At 34.7% G+C, this 24,790-nt stretch carries 23 protein-coding genes; 17 read left to right on the top strand and 6 right to left on the bottom strand.

Annotated features, from left to right (window positions below; all coding sequences use genetic code 11):
* Positions 1-46: 46 nt before the first annotated feature.
* From J2786_RS09725 to J2786_RS09715, 3 genes are read right to left on the bottom strand one after another with little or no spacing between them, the layout of a single operon-like run.
* Entirely contained in the window at positions 47-739 is a 693-nt protein-coding gene (locus tag J2786_RS09725) for a tRNA1(Val) (adenine(37)-N6)-methyltransferase (RefSeq protein WP_047435608.1), read from the bottom strand.
* Positions 739-2,193 (bottom strand): sensor histidine kinase, encoded by a 1,455-nt coding sequence (locus J2786_RS09720; protein ID WP_047435610.1) that lies wholly within the window; start codon positions 2,191-2,193, stop codon positions 739-741. The genes J2786_RS09725 and J2786_RS09720 overlap by 1 nt, the downstream gene beginning before the upstream one ends.
* A gap of 1 nt (position 2,194) precedes the next feature.
* Positions 2,195-2,779: a riboflavin synthase gene (locus J2786_RS09715; protein WP_047435612.1), complete on the bottom strand. Its 585-nt coding sequence runs from the start codon at positions 2,777-2,779 to the stop codon at positions 2,195-2,197.
* Between the two features lie 48 nt (positions 2,780-2,827).
* On the opposite strand from J2786_RS09715, the gene pdxA reads away from it, so the two are divergent.
* The 16 genes from pdxA (at position 2,828) to J2786_RS09635 (ending at position 18,408) form a co-directional block, all read left to right on the top strand.
* On the top strand, positions 2,828-3,919 hold the full coding sequence (gene pdxA / locus J2786_RS09710) for a 4-hydroxythreonine-4-phosphate dehydrogenase PdxA (protein WP_047435614.1): 1,092 nt from the start codon (positions 2,828-2,830) through the stop codon (positions 3,917-3,919).
* An 84-nt stretch (positions 3,920-4,003) separates the two neighbouring features.
* Complete coding sequence (locus J2786_RS09705) at positions 4,004-4,534, top strand: YceD family protein (protein ID WP_047435616.1); 531 nt, start codon at positions 4,004-4,006, stop codon at positions 4,532-4,534.
* Positions 4,535-4,601: 67 nt separating this feature from the next.
* Positions 4,602-4,805 carry a 50S ribosomal protein L32 gene (gene rpmF / locus J2786_RS09700; RefSeq protein WP_007843326.1) on the top strand — a complete coding sequence of 68 codons (204 nt, stop codon included), beginning with the start codon at positions 4,602-4,604 and terminating at the stop codon, positions 4,803-4,805.
* Positions 4,806-4,932: 127 nt separating this feature from the next.
* Positions 4,933-5,415: an acetyl-CoA carboxylase biotin carboxyl carrier protein gene (gene accB / locus J2786_RS09695; protein ID WP_047385964.1), complete on the top strand. Its 483-nt coding sequence runs from the start codon at positions 4,933-4,935 to the stop codon at positions 5,413-5,415.
* 84 nt (positions 5,416-5,499) lie between these two features.
* A complete protein-coding gene (gene accC / locus J2786_RS09690) occupies positions 5,500-6,855 on the top strand; it encodes an acetyl-CoA carboxylase biotin carboxylase subunit (RefSeq protein WP_047435618.1) in 1,356 nt (451 codons plus the stop codon).
* Between the two features lie 321 nt (positions 6,856-7,176).
* Positions 7,177-8,424 carry an ornithine--oxo-acid transaminase gene (gene rocD, locus J2786_RS09685; protein WP_047435621.1) on the top strand — a complete coding sequence of 416 codons (1,248 nt, stop codon included), beginning with the start codon at positions 7,177-7,179 and terminating at the stop codon, positions 8,422-8,424.
* On the top strand, positions 8,425-9,207 hold the full coding sequence (locus J2786_RS09680) for a glycosyltransferase family 2 protein (protein ID WP_047435622.1): 783 nt from the start codon (positions 8,425-8,427) through the stop codon (positions 9,205-9,207).
* A gap of 1 nt (position 9,208) precedes the next feature.
* Complete coding sequence (locus tag J2786_RS09675; RefSeq protein WP_052187143.1) at positions 9,209-9,973, top strand: polysaccharide deacetylase family protein; 765 nt, start codon at positions 9,209-9,211, stop codon at positions 9,971-9,973.
* A 53-nt stretch (positions 9,974-10,026) separates the two neighbouring features.
* The gene (locus J2786_RS09670) at positions 10,027-10,773 is read left to right on the top strand and encodes a glycosyltransferase family 2 protein (protein ID WP_047435625.1); all 747 of its coding nucleotides are present in this window, start codon (positions 10,027-10,029) and stop codon (positions 10,771-10,773) included.
* 4 nt (positions 10,774-10,777) lie between these two features.
* Positions 10,778-11,764: a WaaS/CpsH family glycosyltransferase gene (locus J2786_RS09665; protein WP_047435629.1), complete on the top strand. Its 987-nt coding sequence runs from the start codon at positions 10,778-10,780 to the stop codon at positions 11,762-11,764.
* A 3-nt stretch (positions 11,765-11,767) separates the two neighbouring features.
* Positions 11,768-12,955 (top strand): glycosyltransferase, encoded by a 1,188-nt coding sequence (locus J2786_RS09660; RefSeq protein WP_047435631.1) that lies wholly within the window; start codon positions 11,768-11,770, stop codon positions 12,953-12,955.
* Between the two features lie 3 nt (positions 12,956-12,958).
* Positions 12,959-14,194, top strand: a complete 1,236-nt coding sequence (locus J2786_RS09655) for a glycosyltransferase (protein WP_047435634.1) — start codon at positions 12,959-12,961, stop codon at positions 14,192-14,194.
* A 72-nt stretch (positions 14,195-14,266) separates the two neighbouring features.
* A complete protein-coding gene (locus J2786_RS09650) occupies positions 14,267-15,514 on the top strand; it encodes a glycosyltransferase family 4 protein (protein WP_052187144.1) in 1,248 nt (415 codons plus the stop codon).
* Positions 15,514-16,653, top strand: a complete 1,140-nt coding sequence (locus J2786_RS09645) for a glycosyltransferase (protein WP_047435636.1) — start codon at positions 15,514-15,516, stop codon at positions 16,651-16,653. The genes J2786_RS09650 and J2786_RS09645 overlap by 1 nt, the downstream gene beginning before the upstream one ends.
* Positions 16,632-17,534, top strand: a complete 903-nt coding sequence (locus J2786_RS09640; protein ID WP_310024954.1) for a glycosyltransferase family 2 protein — start codon at positions 16,632-16,634, stop codon at positions 17,532-17,534. The genes J2786_RS09645 and J2786_RS09640 overlap by 22 nt, the downstream gene beginning before the upstream one ends.
* Positions 17,527-18,408, top strand: coding sequence for a hypothetical protein (locus J2786_RS09635; RefSeq protein ID WP_052187145.1), 882 nt, complete (start codon positions 17,527-17,529; stop codon positions 18,406-18,408). Before J2786_RS09640 ends, J2786_RS09635 begins: the two co-directional genes overlap by 8 nt.
* Before the next feature lie 60 nt (positions 18,409-18,468).
* On the opposite strand, the gene J2786_RS09630 is transcribed toward J2786_RS09635, so the two are convergent.
* The 3 genes from J2786_RS09630 to J2786_RS09620 all read right to left on the bottom strand — a co-directional run bounded on the left by J2786_RS09630 (position 18,469) and on the right by J2786_RS09620 (position 22,811).
* Positions 18,469-19,434 carry a glycosyltransferase family protein gene (locus tag J2786_RS09630; RefSeq protein WP_047435639.1) on the bottom strand — a complete coding sequence of 322 codons (966 nt, stop codon included), beginning with the start codon at positions 19,432-19,434 and terminating at the stop codon, positions 18,469-18,471.
* Between the two features lie 282 nt (positions 19,435-19,716).
* Positions 19,717-21,105 (bottom strand): MAC/perforin domain-containing protein, encoded by a 1,389-nt coding sequence (locus tag J2786_RS09625; protein ID WP_082002041.1) that lies wholly within the window; start codon positions 21,103-21,105, stop codon positions 19,717-19,719.
* Positions 21,106-21,380: 275 nt separating this feature from the next.
* A complete protein-coding gene (locus tag J2786_RS09620; protein ID WP_047435645.1) occupies positions 21,381-22,811 on the bottom strand; it encodes an MAC/perforin domain-containing protein in 1,431 nt (476 codons plus the stop codon).
* Between the two features lie 440 nt (positions 22,812-23,251).
* On the opposite strand from J2786_RS09620, the gene gltX reads away from it, so the two are divergent.
* Complete coding sequence (gltX, locus tag J2786_RS09615) at positions 23,252-24,760, top strand: glutamate--tRNA ligase (protein WP_047435648.1); 1,509 nt, start codon at positions 23,252-23,254, stop codon at positions 24,758-24,760.
* Positions 24,761-24,790: the final 30 nt, after the last annotated feature.

Genomic DNA, 24,790 nt, shown 5'->3' with positions numbered 1-24,790 from the left:
CTAAAAGAGTTAGAAACTGTTTTCTAAAATCTGCTTTCTAACTTCTCTACTTAAAAACATGAAACTCTTTAGTGAGTTCAAGATATTGGTCCGAGTATTGTCTCGGACTTTTTTCTATGATAAAATCAGATTCGCTGATTTCTTTTTCTTGTGATGAAAACTCCAGAATCAATCTTTTTGCCTTCGCATTTTCAATTCCTCTGATATTCACTTTTCTGTTCAGATGCAGATTATTTTCTTTACCAACTGAAATAAAAACTTCCCCTGCTTCCACAGGTATGATTACAGAAAATATCCCTTTTTCTGACAATAATTCTGCCACCTTACTGATCAACTGTCTGAAGTTTAATTCTACGGTTTGACGCGCAATCTTATCTTTTTCAGATCCTGATTCTTCAAAATACGGAGGGTTGGACACAATCAGATCAAATTGTTCTTTTGTTTCAAAAGTTTTAAAATCCTGATGGCCATTTTTCAGCCTTGCATGAAAAGGGGAATTTTCAAAATTGAGCCTGGTAAGCCTTGCTGCATCTTCATTAATATCCAATCCTAAAAAGCTTGCCAGTGGGTTTCTTTGTGCCAGCATAAGAGAAATTAATCCCGTACCAGTACCAACTTCCAAAACACCGGAAACATGTTCTACATCGGCCAAAGCTCCAAGCAGAACACCGTCTGTTCCTACACGGAAGACGTCTTTAGACTGCTGAATTTGAAATTGTTTAAATGTAAAAGGTTTCACTATAAATTGGTAGGCAGCGTAATAATGAATGTAGACCCCTTCCCTACTTCTGATTTCACAGAGATCTCACCTTTATAATCCTCGATCATTTTTCTTACCATCGACAAGCCAAGCCCCATTCCACTGCTTTTAGAAGTAAAATTCGGTTCAAAGATTCTTTCATACATATTTTCAGGAATCCCGACTCCGTTATCCTGAACAGAGATCATGACTCTTCTCTGGTGCTGTTCCACATCTACATTAATGATCAGTTTTCTCTGGTCACTTTCTGCCTGTTTTGCATTGGTAACAAGGTTTGTGATAATTCTGGAAAGATAGATCCTGTCCATATTGATCATAATATTCGTCTTGTTGGCATGCATAAAAATACTGTCATCATTGAATACACGGAGAATATCTTCAACTTCCGTATTCAGATTGATCACTTCATTGTTTTTTTCAGGAAGTTTGGCAAATTCTGAGAATGCTGAAGCTACTGTAGCAATCAGATCAATCTGATCTACAATAGTTTTACTCATCTGCTTTACTCTTTCTCTGATATTCGGATCTTCGGGATCAAATTTTCTTTCAAAATTCTGAATCGTAAGCTTCATAGGAGTCAGCGGATTTTTCACCTCATGAGCTACCTGCTTGGCCATTTCTCGCCACGCTTCTTCAGATGCTTTGAATCTAAGTCTTTCTTTCTGGTCCTGAATCTGCAAAATCATCCTGTTATAAGCCCTGGCCAAGGCATTCAGTTCATCATTCTTATAATATCTGATAGGACGCATTTCGTTTTCAAACAAAGTAATACGGGTAATCATATCAGAGAATTTCGTAATGGTTTTTGCGAGGCTATTCGACGTAACCCAACTGATCCAGATACTGAAAAGAATAAGGAAAATATCTACTAAAAGAATATATTTTACATACTGATGAAGAACCTCAAGATAAGCTGATTCATTATGGTATAAAGGAATATAAACAATTCCGATAGGCTCAAGTTCATTGTTTTTCAACAAAAGATAGGAAGAAGTCAGCTTAGCATCCTTCGCAGCATCATAATTCACCATATCTACTCTTGCGTCAGTAGACAGAATCTTATTGATGATTTCTATAGGGATTGTTTTCTGCTCAACTAAACCTTCATCTTTGTTGGAAAGCAAATAGTTTCCTTTCAGATCATAAATAAAAATGTCATGCTGGTTGATATCCGCTATTTCAAAAATTTTATTTCCTAAAACCTCGGGAAGATCTTTTGTTTCTATAAGGGTCTGGCTTACGGCATAGTCCAGATATCGCATAACAGCATTGGTTTTATCCTGCATATCGATATTACTCTGCTGTAAAGAATGATTTCTCAATACAAAGTAAGGAACAAGAGATGTAGCAACGACACTTAAAAAACATACCAGCAAGAAACCGAAAAACACCCGGTTTCTTAAGCTATATCCTTTATACTTATTTATTGACATTCTACTTTTTAATTAACCTAGCAATATACTTACCAATGATATCAAATTCCAGGTTTACTTTATCACCAATTTTCAAATGTTTCATATTCGTAAATTCCCAGGTATAAGGAATAATAGCTACGGAAAACTGATTATCTTCACTTTTAGCAACCGTAAGACTGATTCCGTTTACTGTAATGGATCCCTGAGGTACCGTTACAAAAGTTCCGTCATTTTCATACTTCATAGTAATAAAATAACTTCCGTCTTTATTTTCGATACTCACCACTTCTCCGGTTTTATCAACGTGTCCCTGAACAATATGACCATCCAGTCTTCCATCCATCTTCATACAACGCTCAAGGTTCACAACGGTTCCCAGTTCCCATTTTCCAAGGTTGGTTTTTTCCAGCGTTTCGTTGATTGCTGTCACCACATAATGATTGTCTTTTATCTCAACAACTGTAAGACAACAGCCGTTGTGGGCAAGGCTCTGATCAATTTTCAGTTCGTTTGTAAAAGGGCAGGTCAGGGTAAAATCTATATTGCTTCCTTTTTCTTCAATCTTCTCAATAACACCAACTGCTTCAATAATTCCTGTGAACATATTATTTTTTGCTAAATTTGTAAATTATAATCTTCAAAGATAATCAAAATGAGCCCAAAAAACCATAAAGTACGAGTAGGAATTTCAATCGGTGATTTCAACGGCATAGGCCCGGAGATCATTATGAAGTCTCTGAAAGACAAAACTATTACAGATTTTTTCACTCCTGTAATTTTTGGTTCGGGGAAATTATTCACTTATCAGAAAAATATTTTTAAGCTGAATCTTAATTTCAACTACGTTAACGAACCTTCACAGGCACAGGCAGGGAAACTTAATATGGTTAACCTTACCAAAGAAAACGTGAATGTAGAATTGGGAGTTCCTACTGAAGAATCTACAAAAATGGCCATTGATTCTTTAGAAGCAGCTACTGAAGCTTTGATAAAAGGAGATATTGACGTATTGGTAACTGCTCCGATCAACAAGGATGAAATGGTAAAAATGGGATTCAAACATGCCGGACACACAGGGTATTTTGAAGAGAAGTTTAACAAAAAAGGATTAATGTTCCTTGTTACTGAAGATCTTAAAGTAGCTGTTTCCACGCATCATATTCCTATTGCACAGGTAGCTGAAAATATTTCCAAGGAAAAAATAAAAAAACAGATCAGAGCCTTAAACCAAACCTTAATAGAAGATTTCTGTATTCAAAAGCCAAAAATTGCTGTATTGGGGCTAAATCCTCACGCAGGAGATGGAGGTGTTATCGGAAACGAAGAAATCGAAATCATCAGCCCGGCTATTAAAGAACTTTCTGACAACGGAATACTGGCATTCGGGCCTTTCCCTGCAGACAGCTTTTTCCAGCCGAGTAAATACAAAAATTTCGATGCTGTGTTAGCAATGTATCACGATCAGGGGCTGGCTCCTTTCAAAACATTAGCGTATGAAGAAGGAGTAAATTATACCGCGGGACTTCCTTTTATCAGAACATCTCCTGATCATGGAGTTGCCTACGATATTGCAGGAAAAAATGTGGCGGATGAGCAGAGTTTCACGGAAGCCATCTTCACAGCAATCAAGGTTTTCAAGAACAGAAGTGAATACAGTGAACTGATGAATGACCGCCTTCAGCCTAGAAAAATGGCTGTAGACAACGGAATAGATGAAGATCTACCGGAGGAAACTGAAGCATAAATCTTTAAAACAAATTTTAAATTAATTTGTTTCAGATTTTATTTGTTATTATAAAAAAAATGCATATTTTTGCACACTCATTTTATGGACAAGTTAAGAAACTATGACGTAAGCTTTTCCGGACTTAAAAACGGAAAACACGGGTTCAAGTTTGAGATAGATAAAACGTTCTTTCAATTATTTGACACTGAGCAGGAATTTACAAATCCTAGAATAGAAGTGAATGTATCACTTGATAAGCACACTACTTTTTTAGAATTTGAGATTAAAATTAATGGATGGGTTGAGTTGGTTTGTGATATCACAAATGAAGATTTCGACTATCCAATTGAGAATGAAATCAAAATTCTGGTGAATTTCGGGGAAGAATATGATGACAGCAATGAAGATGTCATTACCATTCCTACCGCAGAGCATGCTTTCAATGTAGCACATTTGATTTATGAAAATGTAATGCTTTCTATCCCGATGAAAAAAATCTCACCGAATGTAAGTGATGAAGATCTTAAAATTCTTGACCAGTTCAGTCCTAAAGATATTGAGGTAACTGAAGAAGAAGAACATGAAAGTGACCCTAGATGGGATGCTTTAAGAAAATTAAAAGACAATAATTAAATAGAATAATTTAAATATGATGAGATGATGAATCTCATCGCTCATCAATTAAAAAAGTTATTAGAAAATGGCACATCCAAAGAGAAGACAGTCGTCTACAAGAAGAGATAAGAGAAGAACTCACTACAAAGCTGTAGTTCCTCAATTAGCTAAAGATGCAACAACAGGAGAGCTTCACCTATACCACAGAGCTCACTGGCATGAAGGAAAATTATACTACAGAGGTAAAGTAGTATTAGAAAAAGAAGTAGCTACTACTGAAGAAAACTAAGAGTCGCTTTTCGCTGAAAAAGCCTCATTTTAATACAAAAACCGCCCAATTTTGATAAAATTTGGCGGTTTTTTGTTGTTTTTTACGTTTTTTTGGTATCTTTGGCATCAAATCAAATATCAAATTTATGGACATTAAAGACATACAAAATCTTATCAAGTTTGTATCTAAGGCTGAAGTTTCAGAAGTGAAGTACAAAACTAAAGATTTCGAAATCACTATTAAAACTCCATTAGCTGGAAGCGATGCTGTTTATGCACAACCGGCGGTATATCACACTGCTCCACAAGCGGTAGCTGCTCCGGCACCTGTTGCAACTCCTGCTGCTCCTGCTGCTGAGAAAGCTGAAGCTGCATCTGATGACAGCAAATATGTAACAATCAAATCTCCAATGATTGGTACTTTCTATAGAAAACCATCTCCTGATAAAGATGTATTTGTAAATGTAGGTGACGAAGTTTCTGTTGGTAAAGTAGTTTGCGTTATTGAAGCAATGAAGCTATTCAACCAGATTGAATCTGAAATCAGCGGAAAAATTGTTAAAATTTTAGTTGACGACGCTACTCCTGTAGAATACGACCAACCTTTATTCTTAGTAGATCCATCTTAATTAAGATATTGATTAATGATGATTGATAATTGATGATAAAGTCAATTTCAAATTTCAAATTTTCAAATTTCAAATAGTATTAAGATGTTCAAAAAAATATTAATAGCCAATCGTGGCGAAATTGCAATGCGTATTTTACGTACTTGTAAAGAAATGGGGATCAAGACCGTTGCGGTATACTCTACTGCTGATAAAGACAGTCTTCACGTAAGATTTGCTGATGAAGCGGTATGTATTGGCCCTGCAATGAGTAAAGATTCCTATCTTAAAATCCCTAACATTATTGCGGCGGCGGAAATTACCAATGCTGATGCCATTCACCCAGGTTACGGATTCTTATCTGAAAATGCTAACTTTTCAAGAATCTGCCAGAAAAACGGTATCAAATTTATTGGTGCGTCTCCTGAACAGATTGAAAAAATGGGAGATAAAGCAAACGCTAAGGCTACCATGAAAGCTGCAGGTGTACCATGCGTACCAGGTTCTGACGGATTGATCGAATCTTACGAGCACGCAGTAAAAGTTGCTGAAGAAACCGGATATCCGGTAATGATCAAAGCTACTGCCGGTGGTGGTGGAAAAGGAATGAGAGCGGTATGGAAAGCTGAAGACCTTAAAGATCACTGGGAATCTGCTATTCAGGAAGCTGTAGCTGCCTTTGGAAACGGAGGTATGTATATGGAAAAACTGATTGAAGAACCTAGACATATTGAGATTCAGGTTGCCGGTGACCAATTCGGTAAAGCTTGCCACCTTTCTGAAAGAGACTGTTCTGTACAGAGAAGAAATCAGAAATTAACTGAAGAAACACCTTCTCCTTTTATGACAGATGAACTTCGTGAGAAAATGGGTGATGCTGCTGTAAAAGCTGCTGAATTCATTGGATACGAAGGGGTAGGAACCATCGAATTCCTTGTAGACAAGCATAGAAATTTCTATTTCATGGAAATGAATACAAGAATCCAGGTAGAGCACCCTATTACTGAACAGGTAATTGATTATGACCTGATCAGAGAACAAATTCTTCTTGCGGCAGGAACTCCTATTTCAGGAGTTAACTATTACCCTAAATTGCACTCCATTGAGTGTAGAATCAACGCAGAAGATCCTTACGCAGACTTCAGACCGTCTCCGGGAAAAATCACAGGATTAAATATCCCTGGCGGACACGGAATCAGAGTAGACACTCACGTATATTCCGGATATACAATCCCTTCTAACTACGACTCTATGATCGCTAAGCTTATCACTACGGCTCAAACCCGTGAGGAAGCGATTGCGAAAATGAGACGTGCGCTTGAGGAATTCTATATTGAAGGAGTAAAAACAACTATTCCTTTCCACAGACAACTGATGGATAATGAAGATTATCTTGCAGGAAACTACACGACAAAATTCATGGAGGATTTTGTAATGGACAGAAAATATGATAATCACTAAGATTATTTTAAAATACAAAGTGAAACTGCCTCTTTTTTGAGGCAGTTTTTATTTATATCCATCATAACCTTTCCACTAAAGGTATCAGAAGGCCTTTTAAATAACGCTTTGCCAGTCATTAATAAAAATTAATAAACAATCAGAAAATATTTTTTTTCCAGTATAAAGATATAATACCTATAACAACCAATCAACAAAGAAAATATTCTCTAATTCAATATTATTCCACCTTAAATTCTACTTTATTTTTACACTAAAACGACACTAGGTATTTGTTTATGCATATCATTAATATTGCGTAAATTTGTAAAAAACAACAATATGTCAACAGCAGAACAAACAAAAAACTCACAGTATTTTATTGACCTTGAAGACAAACACGGAGCGCATAACTATCACCCACTTCCAGTAGTTCTGGACCGCGGAGAAGGTGTATTCGTTTGGGATGTGGAAGGCAAAAAGTACTATGATTTTCTTTCAGCATATTCTGCTGTGAACCAGGGGCACTCCCACCCAAAAATTGTAGGAGCTTTGGTAGAGCAGGCACAAAAGCTGGCTTTAACTTCAAGAGCATTCTATAACTCTAAATTAGGAGAATACGAACAAAAAATAACGACTCTTTTCGGGTTTGACAAGGTTTTACCCATGAACTCCGGAGCGGAAGCTGTGGAAACAGCCGTAAAATTAGCCAGAAAATGGAGTTATGAAGTAAAAGGAATTGCAGAAAACGCAGCAAAAATTATTGTTTGCGAAAACAATTTCCACGGAAGAACAACCACTATTGTTTCTTTTTCCAATGATCCGGATGCCAACCAAAACTACGGACCTTTTACCCCAGGATTTATCAAAATTCCTTATAATGATATCGCAGCATTGGAAGAAGTTCTAAGCAGAGAAGCAGAAAGTATTGCAGCATTCTTAGTAGAACCTATTCAGGGAGAGGCCGGAGTATATGTTCCGGATGAAAACTTCCTTAAAAATGCTTCTGAATTATGTAAAAAACACAATGTTCTTTTCATTGCTGATGAAGTTCAGACTGGTATCGCAAGAACAGGAAGACTGATTGCCTGCCACCATGAAAATGTACAACCCGATATCCTGATCTTAGGAAAGGCACTTTCCGGAGGAATGTATCCTGTATCTGCTGTTTTAGCGAATGACAGCATCATGAATGTTATCAAACCAGGACAACATGGTTCCACATTCGGGGGAAACCCTATTGCATGTGCAGTAGCAGTAGCAGCATTGGACGTGGTAGCTGATGAAAAACTTTCCGAAAGAGCAGAAGAATTAGGAAAACTTTTCAGAGCTGAAATTGAGAAGCTGATAGAAAAGACAGATCTTATTACCAAAGTAAGAGGAAAAGGCCTTCTCAATGCTATCCTGATCAATGATACACCTGATAGTTCTACGGCATGGAATCTTTGTTTAAAATTAAAAGAAAACGGTTTGCTGGCAAAACCTACCCATGGTAATATTATCAGACTGGCACCGCCATTGGTAATTACTGAAGAGCAATTGCTGGATTGTGTGAAGATTATTGAAAAGACTATTCTCGAGTATAAATAAATGGCTCTTTCCCTTGCAATCATTACTTATAATGAAGAAGAGAACATCGTAAGACTTTTAGATTCAATATCAGATATTGCTGATGAAATCATTATTGTTGATAGCTTTTCTACGGATAAGACTAAAGAGATTTGCACTCAAAAATATCCACAGGTAAAATTCTTTGAGAAAAAATTTAACGGGTATGGTGAACAAAAAAACCATGCCCTTCATTTATGCTCCCATGAATGGGTTTTGTTTCTGGATGCCGACGAAGTTCCAGATCAAAATATGAAGAGATCTATACAAAACATTGTTTCTTCAGAAAGTACAGAATTCAATGTATATAAAGCAAAATTCAACAATCATCTGGGAATTCACCTGATCAGATATGGAGGCTGGGGAAATGTATGCCGTGAAAGGCTGTTCAGAAAAAAATATGCAAGGTATTCGGATGATAAAGTTCATGAATTTTTGATTACTGATCAGAAAATAGGTCTTATGGAAGGGAAACTGGATCATTATACCTACAAAAGCATTCATCATCATGTCTCAAAAATTAACAGATACTCTGATATGATGGCGGAAAAGATGTTTGAGAAGGGGAAAAAAATCAATAGATTTAAAATCATTGTAAGCCCTATTTTTGAGTTTATTAAGGTTTTTATCTTCAAAGCTGGTTTTCTGGATGGATTTCCCGGATTTTATGTTGCTAAAACAATGTCTTATTACACTTTTTTGAAATACATCAAGCTGCGTGAAAAAATAAGACGGTTAGAAATTGAACAAAATACAGTAAAATAGTATGATTCTGTATCTTATTCCATTTGTATTGGCGGTATTTATCGTTGTGTATTTCCGTCTTTATTTATTTGCTTTTCCTCTCAACAGACTGGTTATTCTTATGTATCACCAGGTTGAAAAAGAAAGCCATGAAGACCTGACGGTGAGTGTAGAAAATCTTGAAAAACAGTTTTCTTACCTGAGCCGAAAAAAATACGCTTCCCTTTTTTTTTCAGATCTTACTGTATTATCAAAAAAAAGCATCATCATAACCTTTGATGACGGATACAAAAACAACCTTGAGTATCTTCCCTCTTTACTGGAAAAATATAATCTGAAAGCAACTATTTTTATTCCAACCGGATTTATTGAAAAGGGATATAATAATTATCCGATGATGACCTTTGAGGAAATCAGGAATCTGGATAAAAAATATTTTGAGATTGCTCTTCACAGTCACGCCCATGAAAATCTAAAAAATGCTTCTTTTGACTTTATAGAAAAAGATCTAAAAAAAAATATGCAGATTCTTGATGCTCAAAATATCAGGTATTCAAAGGTTCTGGCATACCCATACGGGAAATATCCACAAAAAAAACATGATAAATTAACATTTTTTTCTATTTTAAAAAAAATAGGAATTGATTTTGCAGTAAGAATTGGGAATAAAGTAAATTATTACCCTACCCAGCGCCCATACGAACTGTGTAGAATTGATATAAAAGGCAAAGATTCGCTTATAAAATTCAAATTAAAACTTATCTTTGGCAGATTAAAACTATTTTAAAAAACAATACTAAGGAGTATTTAACGTACTTCCCTATCAAACAAATCGTTGTGATGAATATAAGTGGTTTGATCATAACATATAATGAAGAAAAAAATATACAGGATGTCCTTGAGTCTTTTGATTTTTGTGATGAGATCATAGTTGTAGACTCTTTTAGTACGGATAAAACTGTAGAAATTGCGAGGAAATTCCCCAATGTAAAAGTGATTCAGAATAAATTTGAAGACTTTACAAAGCAAAGAAATTTGGCTCTGGATACTGCAACCAACGACTGGGTTTTATTTTTGGATGGTGATGAAAGAATTACCCCGGCCCTGAAGCAGGAAATTATCGATGAGCTTAATAAACCCGGGCAAAAAGATGCCTACTATTTTTACAGGAAATTCTTTTTTGCCCAGAAACCGATTCACTTTTCAGGAACACAATCTGATAAAAATTTCAGATTATTCAGAAAATCGAAAGCCAGATATATGGCAGGAAAAAAGGTACATGAAACTCTGGAGGTTAACGGAACCATTGGAGTTTTAAAAAATAAATTACTCCATTACTCCGTTTCAGATTATGAATCTTACAGAAAAAAAATGATTCATTACGGAGTTTTAAAGGGTAAAGAACTGGCTGCTAAAGGGAAAAAGTATAGTATTTGGGTTCAATATCTTAAAACTGCTTTTAAATTCTTTAAAGCCTATATAATGAGACTAGGAATTTTAGACGGAAAAGAAGGATATCAGTTATCTTATCTGCAATCTTTAAGCGTTTATGAAACCTATGAATCATTAAAAAAAGAGCAAAATTAGTTGAATGAAGATTTGTATCATTAGTTATGATTTTTGGGATTATGATAAGTATATTGTTGAAACATTATGCAAAAGGGGTATTGATGCACATCATGTAAAGATCAGTACCGTTACTCATTCCAACTTCAACGAAAGAGCGGTCAATGCTTTAAGCAAAACTTTTTTAAACAAAAATCTTAAGACTGAAAAAAGACAAAAATATGTTCTGGATTCGCTGGAAAAGTTAGGTCATCAGGATCAGATACTTGTAATGAATCCGGATACGTTCGATCTTTCTACTCTTCAAAAAATCCGAAAATCTACAGACCGTCTGGTAACCTATCTTTACGATAATCTTGAAAGGGTTCCGGTAGAAGATAAATTACATCTTTTTGATAAAGTATTTTCATTCGACTCTATTGACGTCAAAAAGCATGGGTTTGAAAAGTTAACAAACTACATTTATCTACCCCATTGTTCACAGGAAATTCAGCAGCCGGAAATGGATCTTTTCTATATCACATCTTATGATAACAGAAGGGTTTCCCTGATAAAGTTATTGGCTAAAAAACTGATTGAACAGGGATTAAAATTCCAGATTATGATCATTGGAAAAAAATCATGGAAGCATCAGCTCACGAATATTTTCATGACAGTTCCTAAAAATCTTTTCCTGGTGTTCAGTATCAAAAAGATCCCGCACAACGATCTTCCTAAGTATTATAAGAACTCTAAAGTTTTACTGGACCTGATGCGTGAAGGACAATATGGTCTTAGCTTCAGAGTTTTTGAAGCCATGGCTCTGGACAAGAAAATCATTACCGATAATGAAGCCATTAAAACCTATGATTTTTACAATCCCAATAATATTTTGATTTTAAACAAAAATATTAGTAATCTTGACAAATCTTTTTTTGAAACACCTTACGAGAAAATTCCGGAAGAAATCTACTACAGATACACTTTGGATAGTTGGGTGAATAAAGTTTTTGAACTGGATACTAAAAACTGACAAATGGGAATCTTAAAAAAAATAAAAAAGCACTTCGAAAGAAAAGAAAAACTTAAATATCTCCAGACTAAGGATGTAGTCAACATTAATCTGTATGACGCTTCCCAAAAAACAATCCTGTTTGCATCAAGAGATTTCCCTGCCCACGATAAAGAATCCGGGGCTAACAGATTGAAAGAACTTATATTTATTTACAAAGAATTAGGATATAACTGTATTTTATTTGCTCCCCATAAATTTGAAGATGATTCTTATGTGAAGTTCTATCAGCAGCACAATGTTATCGTTTACATAGAAAACAATAAGTACAGGAATATCTATGATTTTCTGTCTTCTTTTAAAAAGATAGATTATGTTTGGTTCAACGGTCCGCTGGCTCTGAATCTTTTTTATAAAAAGATGAAAACCGTTTTACCTTCTGCCAAATTCATTTATGATATGGTGGATATTCATTTTTTAAGGTTTAAAAGAGCGATAGAACTGGAACCGAACCGTATTTCATTAAAGAAAAATTATAAACATTTTTTCCGTCTGGAAACGGTTGTTGCACCGCAACTCGATTATATAATTGCCATATCTGATAAGGAAAAAGAAATTATGAGCCAGTATGCGGATCAAAACAAGATCATTACGGTATCTAATATTCATTATCCGAAAATTGATATTTCTGAAAGAAAAAATTTCAGCGAAAGTAAAGGAATTACCTTCATCGGATCTATCCATGAACCGAATATTGATGCGGTAAAGTTTTTATATGAAAAAATAATGCCCATCGTCTGGAAAACCAACCCTGAGCTGGAAGTAAGCATCATCGGTAATGTCGCAGAAAAACTGGATCTTAAACTATTTCCTAAGTTTACATTTTTAGGGTTTGTGGAAAGCATCGAAGAGCATTTCATGAATTCTAAAATTATGGTAGCTCCCTTAAGATTCGGAGCTGGAGTGAAAGGAAAAATCGGACAGGCTTTTGAATACTTTTTGCCCGTGGTTACCACAGATATCGGAGCAGAAGGAATGAAACTTACCGATAAACAGAATGTATTGATTGCCAATGACGAAGCCCGTTTTGCAGAGGCTATTATTCAGCTGAACAATGATGAAGATCTTTGGAATACCTTAAGCAGAAATTCTGTAGACAGTCTGAGTGCATTCTCACCTGAAGAAGTAAAAGAAAAACTTAAAACATTATAATCCATGTCATTAAGTGTAAATTACCATGGTTTTTTTGACGGGAATTTTGGAATTTCCGAAGCGACCAGATTAAATGCTTTGGCATTAGAAGCAATCGGGATCAAAGTAAACCGGATAAATTATTCCAGTGAAACTTTTGAAAGAATTGATGCTGGTTCAGAAGTACCATCTTCCATCAATGTTTTTCATATTAATATCAATTTTATTAACAATTTTTTCTCCAAGAATCAGGATCTGAATCTTAAGGATCATTATAATATCATTTACTGGGCCTGGGAATTTCCTGAAGTTTCTGATAAAGTTGTTGAGATATTAAATGTCTTTGACGAGCTTTGGGTTCCAAGTGATTTCTGTGTGAATATCTTCACAAAATATACAGGAATTCCTGTGATCAGATTTTCACATCCGATCCAAAAAATGGCAGAGTCTAAGGATTTTGAACTAAGCCAGTATAATATTTCTCCGGATTCAAAGATCTATCTGACGATTTTCGATTCTCTGAGTACCACGATCAGAAAAAATCCGGAAGCTACGCTTGAAGCTTTCACAACCGTTTTCAAAGAAGATAAAAACAGTGTTCTTATCGTGAAAACTCATAATCTCGAAAGAAGCAAAGATGCTCAGAAAGCGCTGGAAGCTTACAATAATATTCCAAATGTAATAATTATTAATGAGCATTTTTCAAAAGAGAAACTACATTCCCTGATCCAGCAGTCTGATGTTCTGATTTCTCTCCATGGGTCAGAAGGTTTCGGCCTGACGATGGCAGAAGCAATGGCATACGGAAAAATTGTTGTGGGAACAGGTTATTCCGGGAATCTGGATTTTATGAATGTAAATAACAGCTTTCTTATACAGTATGATTTCATCAAAACGGCCAATACAAAGGGACTGATTGATGAGGGTTTAACGCTTGCCAGACCAAGTCTAAAAGATGCTGTTGAAAAGCTCCAGTATATCAAAAATAATTTTGAAAGCCTGACCTTGATGAGAGAAAAGGCAGAATCACAAATTTCAGACAATTTTTCCATCCAATCTATCGGAGAGCTATTCAAAATCAGATTGAATTTCATTGATGGTTTTGGTAAAAAAGAAAGTAGTGGTGGCAATGATGTTAATAATGTTTTCTATTTAAGCGAAATTGAAAGATTAAATTCCAGAGTCAATTATCTTGAGCGAACTCTTTATAATAAAATAAGAAAGAAAGTAAATGCTTTCTTCAAAAAAAACAGAAAATAGTTTTATTGGTTAATTTTCTGGTTGATCAGATTATAGAATCACCAGATTAATGATAAACTCACAATATTTCAGATGAAAGACAAAATTGCAATAGTAGTCCAAAGGTATGGGTTGGAAATTAACGGAGGTGCAGAACTTCACGCAAGATTATTAGCTGAAAAATTGTCTGGAGTTTATGATATTGAAATTATTACAACCTGTGCTATAGAATTCGAACGTTGGGATAATTATTATCCGGAAGGAATTGAAAGCATCAATGGTATAACTGTACGAAGATTTAAAACTGTAAAAAAAGACTTAAAAAAATTCAACGAGCTCAGTAAAATTGCTCGCAGCTTATATAAATATTACAGCAGAAAGCTCAGCTTTGTAAACTTCCCTTATTTGCTTTATAAGAGATTTAAATACAGCAAAAAGGATTTTAATTTCAATGAATGGTTGGAAGTACAGGGACCATTTTCAAACGATTTAATTCATTTTATTAAAGACAAAAAAGAAGATTATAAGGCTTTTATTTTCTTCACTTACTTATATCATCCTACCAATATCGGGATCAGAGAAGTGGCTGACAAAAGTATTCTCATCCCAACAGCACACGATGAGCCTCAATTTTATCTTGATGGGTATTCCCAGTTATTTTCTCTTCCAAAATTCATCATGTACAATACACAGATTGAAAAGGATTTTGTAGAGAGCGTTTATCCTCAGGCAAAAAAGCTAAAGTCAGAAATTGCAGGAATTGGTTTTGACGATTATGATGTTTCATCAGGCGAACTTCCTCAGGATCTATATCAGACCAAATACTTTATTTATATAGGAAGGATTGTTGAAGACAAAGGCTGTGTCATGATGATTGAATATTTTAAAGATTTCAAAGAAAAACATCCTGAATATAAAGACGTAAAATTAGTGCTGGTAGGAAAAAATTCTCTTGAGGAAAGCATAACTGAGGGAGATGATATTATTCTTACCGGATTTGTAGACCACGACCTCAAAAATGCTTTACTGAAGAATGGCAGCGCACTGATAATGCCTTCATTCTATGAAAGTCTGTCTTTGATTACATTGGAGGCTATGTTACTGAAAATCCCTATCATTGTAAATAAAAACTGTGAGGTCTTGTACTCGCATATTGAAAAGAGTAAAGCCGGGAAAAGCTTTACAAACAGTACAGAATTTTCTCAGGCATTAACGTTTTATATGCAGCAGTCACAGGATAATCTTGTTTCTGAAGGCATCAAAGCAAGAGATTATGTTTTAAAAAACTATTCATGGGATACCATCATCAACAAATTTAATTCCGCCATTACATCTTTATAATGACCAAAAAAATTCTATTTTTTTTTCCTGAAAATCCATTTTCAAACAGGGCAGGAAATACAACAAGAGCAAAAACCACCCTTACTGTTTTAAAAAAAATGGGATATCAGATTGATCTGGTAGGAGTCTCTGAGATTTATAAGAGCCAAAATGACACTACAGATATTGATAAAGATATTGTTGATCATCTGTTTTTAATTAAACACAGACCATTAAAAGTAAAAACATCATCAGAATATTGGAAGCACAAAATATCAAAATTCTATAAGAAACCTAATGAGTATAATCACTTACTGACAGATTTTGCCAGGAAAGAATTTGCTGATATCTTCCATAAGGAAAAATATGATGCGATTATCATCAATTATGAATTTTGGGCAGGATTAGTTGATCATGAATCTATGAAAAATACTTTAAAGATCATAGATACCCATGATTGGATTACTCTCAATGAATTTTATAAAAACAGATCATTAGATATTGGAAAACGTTTCAATGAGGAAATCAGAAATCTTTCAAAATTTGATAAAATAATTACCATTTCAGAAGATGAGCATCTTGTATTTAAAAGGTTCCTGGGGGAAAAGGTGATCAATATATCTCCTTCTTTTCCATCTCATTTCGAAAAAAATGATCGTGTTAAAAAGTATGATTTAATTTTTGTAGGGTCTGAAAACATTTTCAATATACAATCCATACAGTGGTTTTTTGATCATGTCTATCCATTGCTTCCCTCAGGCATTAATATTGTCATTATCGGGAGAGTATGCAAGCATATTGAAAAAAGAGAAGGTGTAACCTTAATAGAATTTATAGAAAGCCTGGAGGAGGAGTATCACCAGTCTAAAATTGCAATTTGTCCAATGCTGGAAGGTACAGGGATCAAAATTAAAGTAATAGAAGCGCTATCTTACGGGCTTCCTGTTGTAGGAACAGAACGAGCAATTGATGGTTTCCCCTCAAAAACGTCAAATGGATGTCTGGTAAGTGATCATCCGGAATTGTTCAGAGATCAAATTATGTCTTTACTACAGGACCAATCCTATTATGAGGATATAAAAACACAGGCTAAAGCCTATTTTAAGAATAATTTTTCTGAAGAAAAAGCAATAGAAAAATGGAAAAAAATTTTACATTAATGGATGACCTGGCCATCATCATACTTAATTACAATTCTTTTGAGGATACCCAGCGAGAGGTTAATTCATTATTAAGCGAAGGGATCCCGGAAAAATCTATTTATATAGTAGATAACAATTCAAAAGACAGAAAGGAAATTGAGAAACTGGGTTCTCAAAAGCAAATCAACTCTATTTTAAGTGATTATAACGGCGGCTATGCTTTCGGTAATAATTTAGCCATTAAAAAAGCAATGGAAGATGGTAAGAATTATTTTTTATTATTAAATCCGGACATTGAAATATCCCGCAGCACAATCAGCCAGTTATATAACGATTTAAAAGAATTTCCGGATATTGGAATCATTGGCCCAAGAATCTGTTACAGAAACATTCGTGACAGAATATTTTCAGATGGCGGACTCCTGTTTCCCGAGGAAGGTTTTCAGGGTGGACACACCAATTCTGAACAGGATAAAAACTATGTAAATGCGCCTCATTATAACTACAATATAAAATATGTAGATGGAAGTGCCTTAATGTTCAGAAAAGAAATACTGGATGATGTAGGTTTAATGAATACCAGCTTTTTCATGTATTATGAAGAATCTGAATGGTGCCTGCGACTTCTTAAAACCAACAAATGGAAAATTGCGGTCAATACCCAATGTGAAGCTTTCAATCTTGCCAGTGATAAAGGCAGTTTTTATGAATATTATATCACCAGAAACCGTATCTGGATGTGCAGGCTGTATGATGGGAATTTAAAATATGTAACCAAAGAGCGATGGAAGTTTGCAAGGAAAGCACTTAAAAAAGGAAAATTTTCTATGGCAAAAGCTTACATAAAAGGTATATTAGATGGCCTTTATTCCAATTTAGATAAAATAAAAAATGAGTAAAAAAAATATTATTAAAGTAGGATATCTTTTATCTTATGACTACTGTTACATTTTTACATCTCTTAAGCATATTTATGAGCATGCAGACCGTATTGTAATAAGTTATGATGCCAATAATAAAACCTGGGCAGGAAATGATATTCATATTCCTGAAAGTGTTTTCAGTGATATCAAAAAATTGGATACTCAGAATAAAATCATTTTTTACAAAGACACTTTCTTCATTGAAGGGATGCAGCCAATGGAACTGGAGACCAGACAAAGGAATATGATGGCGGAAAAAATGGGCGCCGGTGGATGGCATATCCAGATGGATGGTGATGAATATGCTTATGACTTTGGAGTATTAGCCGGATTTTTGAAAGGGAATAAATTTTTATTAAAGAATCCAGCCAAAAATCCTTTTAATTTTCAGGTAAATTTTGTGACATTATTCAAACATAATGCGGAGGGATTTTTTGTCATTACTCCTTTTGATGAAAAGTGTATGCTTATCACAAACAATCCTCAATATGAGTACGCAAGAAATACAAATAAAGGCAGAATCCTGCCACTGGATTTTTATTTAATACATCAGTCCTGGGCGCGGGAAGAAAGTGAAATTTCAGAAAAGATCAATAACTGGGGGCATAAAAATGATTTTGACACCTCAACGTTTTTAAATTCCTGGAAAACAGTAAATGCTGACAATTATAAGACATTTATCGACTTCCATCCTTTATATAAGGGCATATGGAAAGAACTTTCCTTTTTCCCTGCGAAAAATATTGATGAATTTATTCTCTCCTTCTCAAAGAAATATCCTCAGCAAAAACTTAATCTGAACTTATCTTTCACAAAGAAAATCAAGATGAGAATTAAAAGTCTTTTTTAATTCTTTCAGACCAAAATAGTAAAGGCTAATGTTAGTGTAACATTAGCCTTTTTTTCTAATTTATTTGATAAAAACACTTTCAAACTTTTCCATAACGGCCCTCGGATTGAAAAGTTCTGAGTAGCAATCCCAGTTTTTACCTTCATCCGGTCGAAAATTCTTCAGGATTTGCATGATATCCTGTTTGTCGCTATATAAAATGGCTTTATCCCCCAGAATCTCAAGATGTGATTTCTCATCAGATCCGGACCATGTTATAATAGGTTTATTTTTGATAGAAAATTCACCTACAGCCATTCCGAAACTCTCTCCCTGTGTGCGGGCATGCAAAAATGCATCAGAAGTATTAATAAATTTCACTTTTCTTTCAACATCTGTTGTGGGAGGAAGAAAAATAATGTTTTTATAAGACCTGAAAAAGTTTCTCTTTACAAATTCATCAGTTCCCATAAAAACAAAGTATATATTTTTATTTTTCAGGGCTGTTTTTTTTACAGCTTCCATCACAAAACCAATATCAAAAGTTTCGGTTCCGCCGTATCTCGCAAATACCACGGCATCTTTTGGGATATTCAACTCAGCGCGAAGATCACCACTCACTTCAGGAAGATCTACAATATGAGGAACAAAAGGAAGTTTTCCGCCGCTCATTGTTTTTGCCAGCCATTCAGAGACATAGGCATAAACATCACCGTAAGGTTCATTATATTTAAAAACTGCATGAATAGCCGTTTTTATAAGATCATGTGGAGTATCTGTTTCTCTTTCTCCTGATTTTATTGCATAAAAAAGATCTGCATTTGCCTTTTTAATGATTTCATCTCTTTCCCTGATATCACTATATCCAACAACATTAAACCTTTTTTTAAAACGTTCAATAGCTTCTTCAGCGTTATTCGGACTGTTTTCAGGATAAAGAATCATCGACTCGTTGCCAAGCATTTCCTCATTATAATAAGCATAATCAAAAAGAGCATTAGAAGTCCCTCTATAGCATAATTGATTTTCGTGGAAAATAATTTTCATTTGTTAGTACGTTAAATTATTTAGTTTTAACCTTTCTCCATAACCGTAATAAAAGTATATAATCTTACTTCTGTAGCTTATGAGATAGATTCTGACAAGCAAAAAAGCTTTTCATTGATCAACTAAACTTATAAGTTACAAAAATACATTTTTAATGAAAGACTACCGACTGTTTCTTTATCAACGAAAACATTTTACAAATATTCGTTTTTATTCTTTGTTGTATAAAGAAACCGTCTCAAAGCTGAGACGGTTTTTTTGTAAAATAGTAATATTATTTAGTTAGTATGCGTAGAATTCAATTCCTTCAGAAACATAGCCTGCCGGTCTTGCGCTGGATCTTGAATAATAATGATCTTTACCATTCCAATATCTGTAAATAGGAACTGTATTAGGCTGCTGAGTAGCAAAAGCATTGAACTCAATTCCTTCGTCTACATATCCCTGATAATATCCCGGAGTTTTTGTATAGTAATGATCTTTACCATTCCAATATCTGTAGATAGGAACTGTATCCGGAGCCTTATATAAGAACGCATTAAACTCTGTTCCTTCAAAAGAATACCCGCTGTAGCTTCCAGCAATTTTTGTATAGTAATGATCAACCCCGTTATAATATCTGTAAATTGGGATTGTTTTAAATTCAAGATACACTTTGTTATCAATCAGATATTGATCTACATAAGCTTTAAGCTGAGCTTTTTTAACAGGATCTTTTACAAAGTCATAAATAATAATCAGCCCATTACTTCCAAAATCCACCAAAACAGAATTACTTACATTGGAGCTGTTCTGCCAATTGGAAATATTAACTTTAGGATTGGTCTGATCAAGATTCAAATCTCCAACTAAACCTTTTGAAGGGTCCCCGCCTCTGGTTTTGTATGTTAACTTTTTAGAATAATTCATGTGGTATTCAGAGGTATTTACATCATTGTCCACATTTACATTAAAAATACTTAGCATCCCCGCCTTTACCCCGATTCTGGCTGCCTTATCACGAGTCTGGCTGGTTGTTTCAGACTGGAATAAAATATCAAGCTTTGCTCCTGTATAAATATCAGTCATTACGTGAGTCCCATAATCCTGAACAATCTGCTGCGGAGTTTTTGTTTGTAAATCCTGAGCAAATTCAGGAGTTATATAATCACCCAGCATATCTGTAGTAGCATTGAATCTTACTCTTTTCTGTTTGATCGTAAGGTTATAACTTCCGTAGATATACTTTGCATCAAACTTATTGTTGGTTGTTACCGCTGAACCAAAACCTACAGAGAGTATTTTTTTAAACAGTGGAAAATTTACTGTTGCATCCACTTTGGTTGAAACCATTTTGGAATAAGCCTCAGCATTTTCACCATAGTCTTCGGCGTACTCCTGAGAGTTTGTGTTTTCGCTGATTAATCTGTTGGTTTGTTCTAATTTAAAGCGGTCAATATCAACCACCTTAAAACCGGCAGCTGTTGCGTTGGCATATTCACCGGTAACGTTATAACCATGTCCTAAGACATCATAAATCCCGTCTCCTGCAAATTTGGCTGCAGACATTCTGTTACTAGCCTTTGCCGCTGGGCTTTCAGGCGTTATCTCTGAATTCAGATCTTCAGAAGAACACGAACTCATAAAAAGCATCAGTAAACTACTGAAGCAAAATAAAATTTGTTTTTTCATAGATTATTAAATAAGTTTTTGCAAATATAAAATTCATCACCAAGTGAAGAAATAATTTATTAATGACATATATCATTAATTAGTGAATTTAACAATCAATTAAAACGCTATTAATAAACAGCTTTAACATCACACAATAGAGAAATAATTAAAATAAATGATTACTCTTATTATTTTCACATCAAATTCACTCTCTATTTAATGATAAATAAAAAGTGGAGTCAGAATTACCGACTCCACTTATATAACCAAATTGATTTATATAAATCCAAAAATTAATTAGCTGGAATATAGAAAGCGATGCCTTCTCTGATACTCCAATAGTTTGCAGGACCTAAATTAGGTGAAACTGAAAGATAATGATCCGATCCGTTTTTAGCTTTATAGCTATATACAGGAATTCTTCCGGCTCCCGCCTCTTTATAAGCATAGAATGCTACCCCCATATAAACATTCCAATAGGAAGATGGCTGTAACGTACTTGCCTGGGTAAAGTAATGATCTGCTCCTGAAGTACTTTTATAGCAGTAAATAGGAACTGTTTCAGGTGCTTTGTACTGGAAAACTTTAAATGTCGGCCCTTCATTAGTCCAGTAAGAAGATGGCTGAAGGTTCGTATTAAAAGTAAAATAATGATTACTGTCTGCCTGATTCTGGTAACCATACAGCATGGTTGTATTGTACTCCAATGAAATCTGGTTATCAATTAAATACTGATCAACATAAGCTTTAAGCTGAGCTTTTTTAGTGGCATCTTTTACCAGATTATAGATAGGAACAAGCCCATTATTTCCGAATTCTACCAATACCGAATTACTGGCTGTAGAACTGTTTTGCCAGTTTGAAATATTAATTTTCGGAGTATTCTGATCCAGATTCAATTCTCCAACCAAACCTTTTGAAGGATCTCCTCCTCTTGTTCTATAGGATAATTTCTTAGAATAATTCATAGATGATTCCGAAGTATTCACATCGTTGGTTACATCTACATCAAAGATAGATTTCACTCCCACTTTTACGCCAATTCTTGCAGCGCGGTCACGGCTTTCGTTAGTTGTTTCAGACTGGAACATGATATCCATCTTAGCTCCTGTATAAATATCAATCATAACGTGGGTTCCGTAGTCCTGTACAATCTGCTGAGGAGTTTTCGTTTGCAGATCCTGGGTAAATTCCGGAGTTACATAATCTGCTAACATATCTGTAGTAGCGTTGAATCTTAATCTTTTTTGCTTAATGATAAGATTGTAACTGCCATAAATATATTTGGCATCAAATTTATGGTTGGTAGTCACCGCAGAATTAAATCCTACTGATACTGTTTTTTTAAATAAAGGAATTCCTGCAGTTGCCTCTACTTTTGTGGAAATCATTTTAGAATAGGTTTCTGCATTTTCTCCATATTCTTCAACGTACTGTTGGGTATTGGTATTTTCAGAAAGCAATCTTCCTGCCTGTTCAGAATTGAATCGATCAATATCAATTACTTTAAATCCTGCAGAATTAGCATTGGCATATTCCCCTGCTGCATTAAAACCGTGTCCTAAAACATCATAAACACCGTCTCCTGCAAATTTTGCTGCCGACAAACGATTAGATTTTGCCGGGCTATCAGGAGCAGATTCATTATTCAGATCTTCCGAAGAACATGATCCCATGAGAAGCATCAGTGCTGCACTGAAGCTAAATAAAATTTGTTTTTTCATAGTATTATTTAAAAATTTTCAACAAATATAAACTTCATTATTAGGTGAAATACAATAAGAACAACTGACATATATCATTTATTAGTGATTTTAATACGTAGTTAAAATAATATGAATAAACATTTTTACAATCACTTATTTGTGATTTAATTAAAAAATTTATTTTATAAGAAGAAACTTACATACATTCAAAAACAGATTCACACATCAAACTTAACACTTGTTATTTATGAGTTCATTTTTCATAACCAACCATTCATAAATTATGGCTCATGAATAAAAAAAATATAATGCTAAAAATAAAATCGGAAGTTTAAAAACCGTATTTATCGAAAATCTTTGGAAATAAGTAAAAAAGTCAGGATTAAAAAACAATACGCCGTCAGAAATCATCTCTTAAACGCATAATTTTAAGTAAATTTGCAAAAATTTAAATTGAAATGGAGAAAGTAAGAGTACGTTTTGCTCCAAGTCCTACAGGGCCATTACATTTGGGAGGCGTAAGAACCGCATTATATGATTATCTTTTTGCTAAAAATCAAGGGGGAGAATTTGTATTGAGAATTGAAGATACAGATACAGCCAGATATGTGGAAGGAGCTGAAGAATATATTGAAGAAGCTTTAGAATGGTGCGGAATCATTCCTGATGAAAGTCCCAAAAAAGGAGGAAAATTCGCTCCTTACAGACAGTCTGAAAGAAGAGACATCTACGACAGATATACAGAACAGATCCTAAAGACAGATTATGCATACATTGCTTTTGATACAGCTGAAGAACTGGATGCAATACGCGCAGAATATGAAGCGAAAGGTGATGTTTTCTCATATGATAACAAAACAAGGAACCGTTTAAGAAACAGTCTTGCTCTTTCTGAAGAAGAAGTTCAGAAGCTATTGGATGAAAAAACACCCTACGTGGTACGATTTAAAATGCCTGTTGACAGAGTATTAAATCTTGAAGACATCATCCGTGGAAAATTTTCAGTTAATACCAATACTTTAGATGATAAAGTTCTGGTAAAGAATGACGGAATGCCTACTTATCATTTTGCGAACATCATTGATGACCACGAAATGGAAATTTCTCACGTTATCCGTGGAGAAGAATGGTTGCCATCTTTAGGACTTCACACTTTATTATATGAAGCAATGCAGTGGGAAGCACCACAGTTTGCTCACCTTTCTTTAATTTTAAAGCCCGAAGGAAAAGGAAAATTAAGCAAAAGAGACGGAGATAAATTCGGATTCCCGGTATTCCCTCTTGACTTTAAAGATCCAGCTACAGGGATAGTTTCTAAAGGATACAGAGAAAACGGATATCTTCCTGATGCTTTCATTAACATGGTTGCCTTATTAGGATGGTCTCCTGCCGATGATAAAGAAATACTTCCTTTGGATGAAATGATCAGGGAATTTGACCTTCACAAAGTACATAAAGCGGGAGCAAGATTCAGTAAAGAAAAATCAGAGTGGTTCAACCACCAATATATTCAGATGAAATCTGATGAAGAGCTTCTTCAGATCCTGAAAAATACTGATCTTGACCTTTCCGGTGCATCTGATGAAAAACTATTGAAAGTAATTCATCTGATGAAAGAAAGAGCTACTTTCCCGAAAGACATCTATGAGAATGGAAAATTCTTCTTTGAAGCTCCAGCTTCGTATGATGAAAAAGCTTCAAAAAAAGCATGGAATGAAGAAACATCAGCAATTTTAGGAGAATTGGCCGCTGCATTTGAAGCTACAGACTTTGTTGCTGAAACATTAAAGCAGGCAATGCATGATTTCGCTGAAAGTAAAGGATTAGGAATGGGTAAAGTAATGATGCCATTGCGACTATCTTTAGTAGGAGAATTAAAAGGACCGGACGTTCCGGACATTCTGGAAACCCTTGGTAAAGAGGAAAGTATCTCCAGAATAAACAATGCTATAAATAATTTTAAATAGAATAACCATAATTTTTCATACATTTGAAAG

The sequence above is a fragment of the Chryseobacterium vietnamense genome (assembly GCF_031454475.1).
Lineage (GTDB): Bacteria > Bacteroidota > Bacteroidia > Flavobacteriales > Weeksellaceae > Chryseobacterium > Chryseobacterium vietnamense.
Note: the sequence above shows the minus strand (reverse complement) of the source record. Positions and strands in the feature narration are given on the sequence as shown.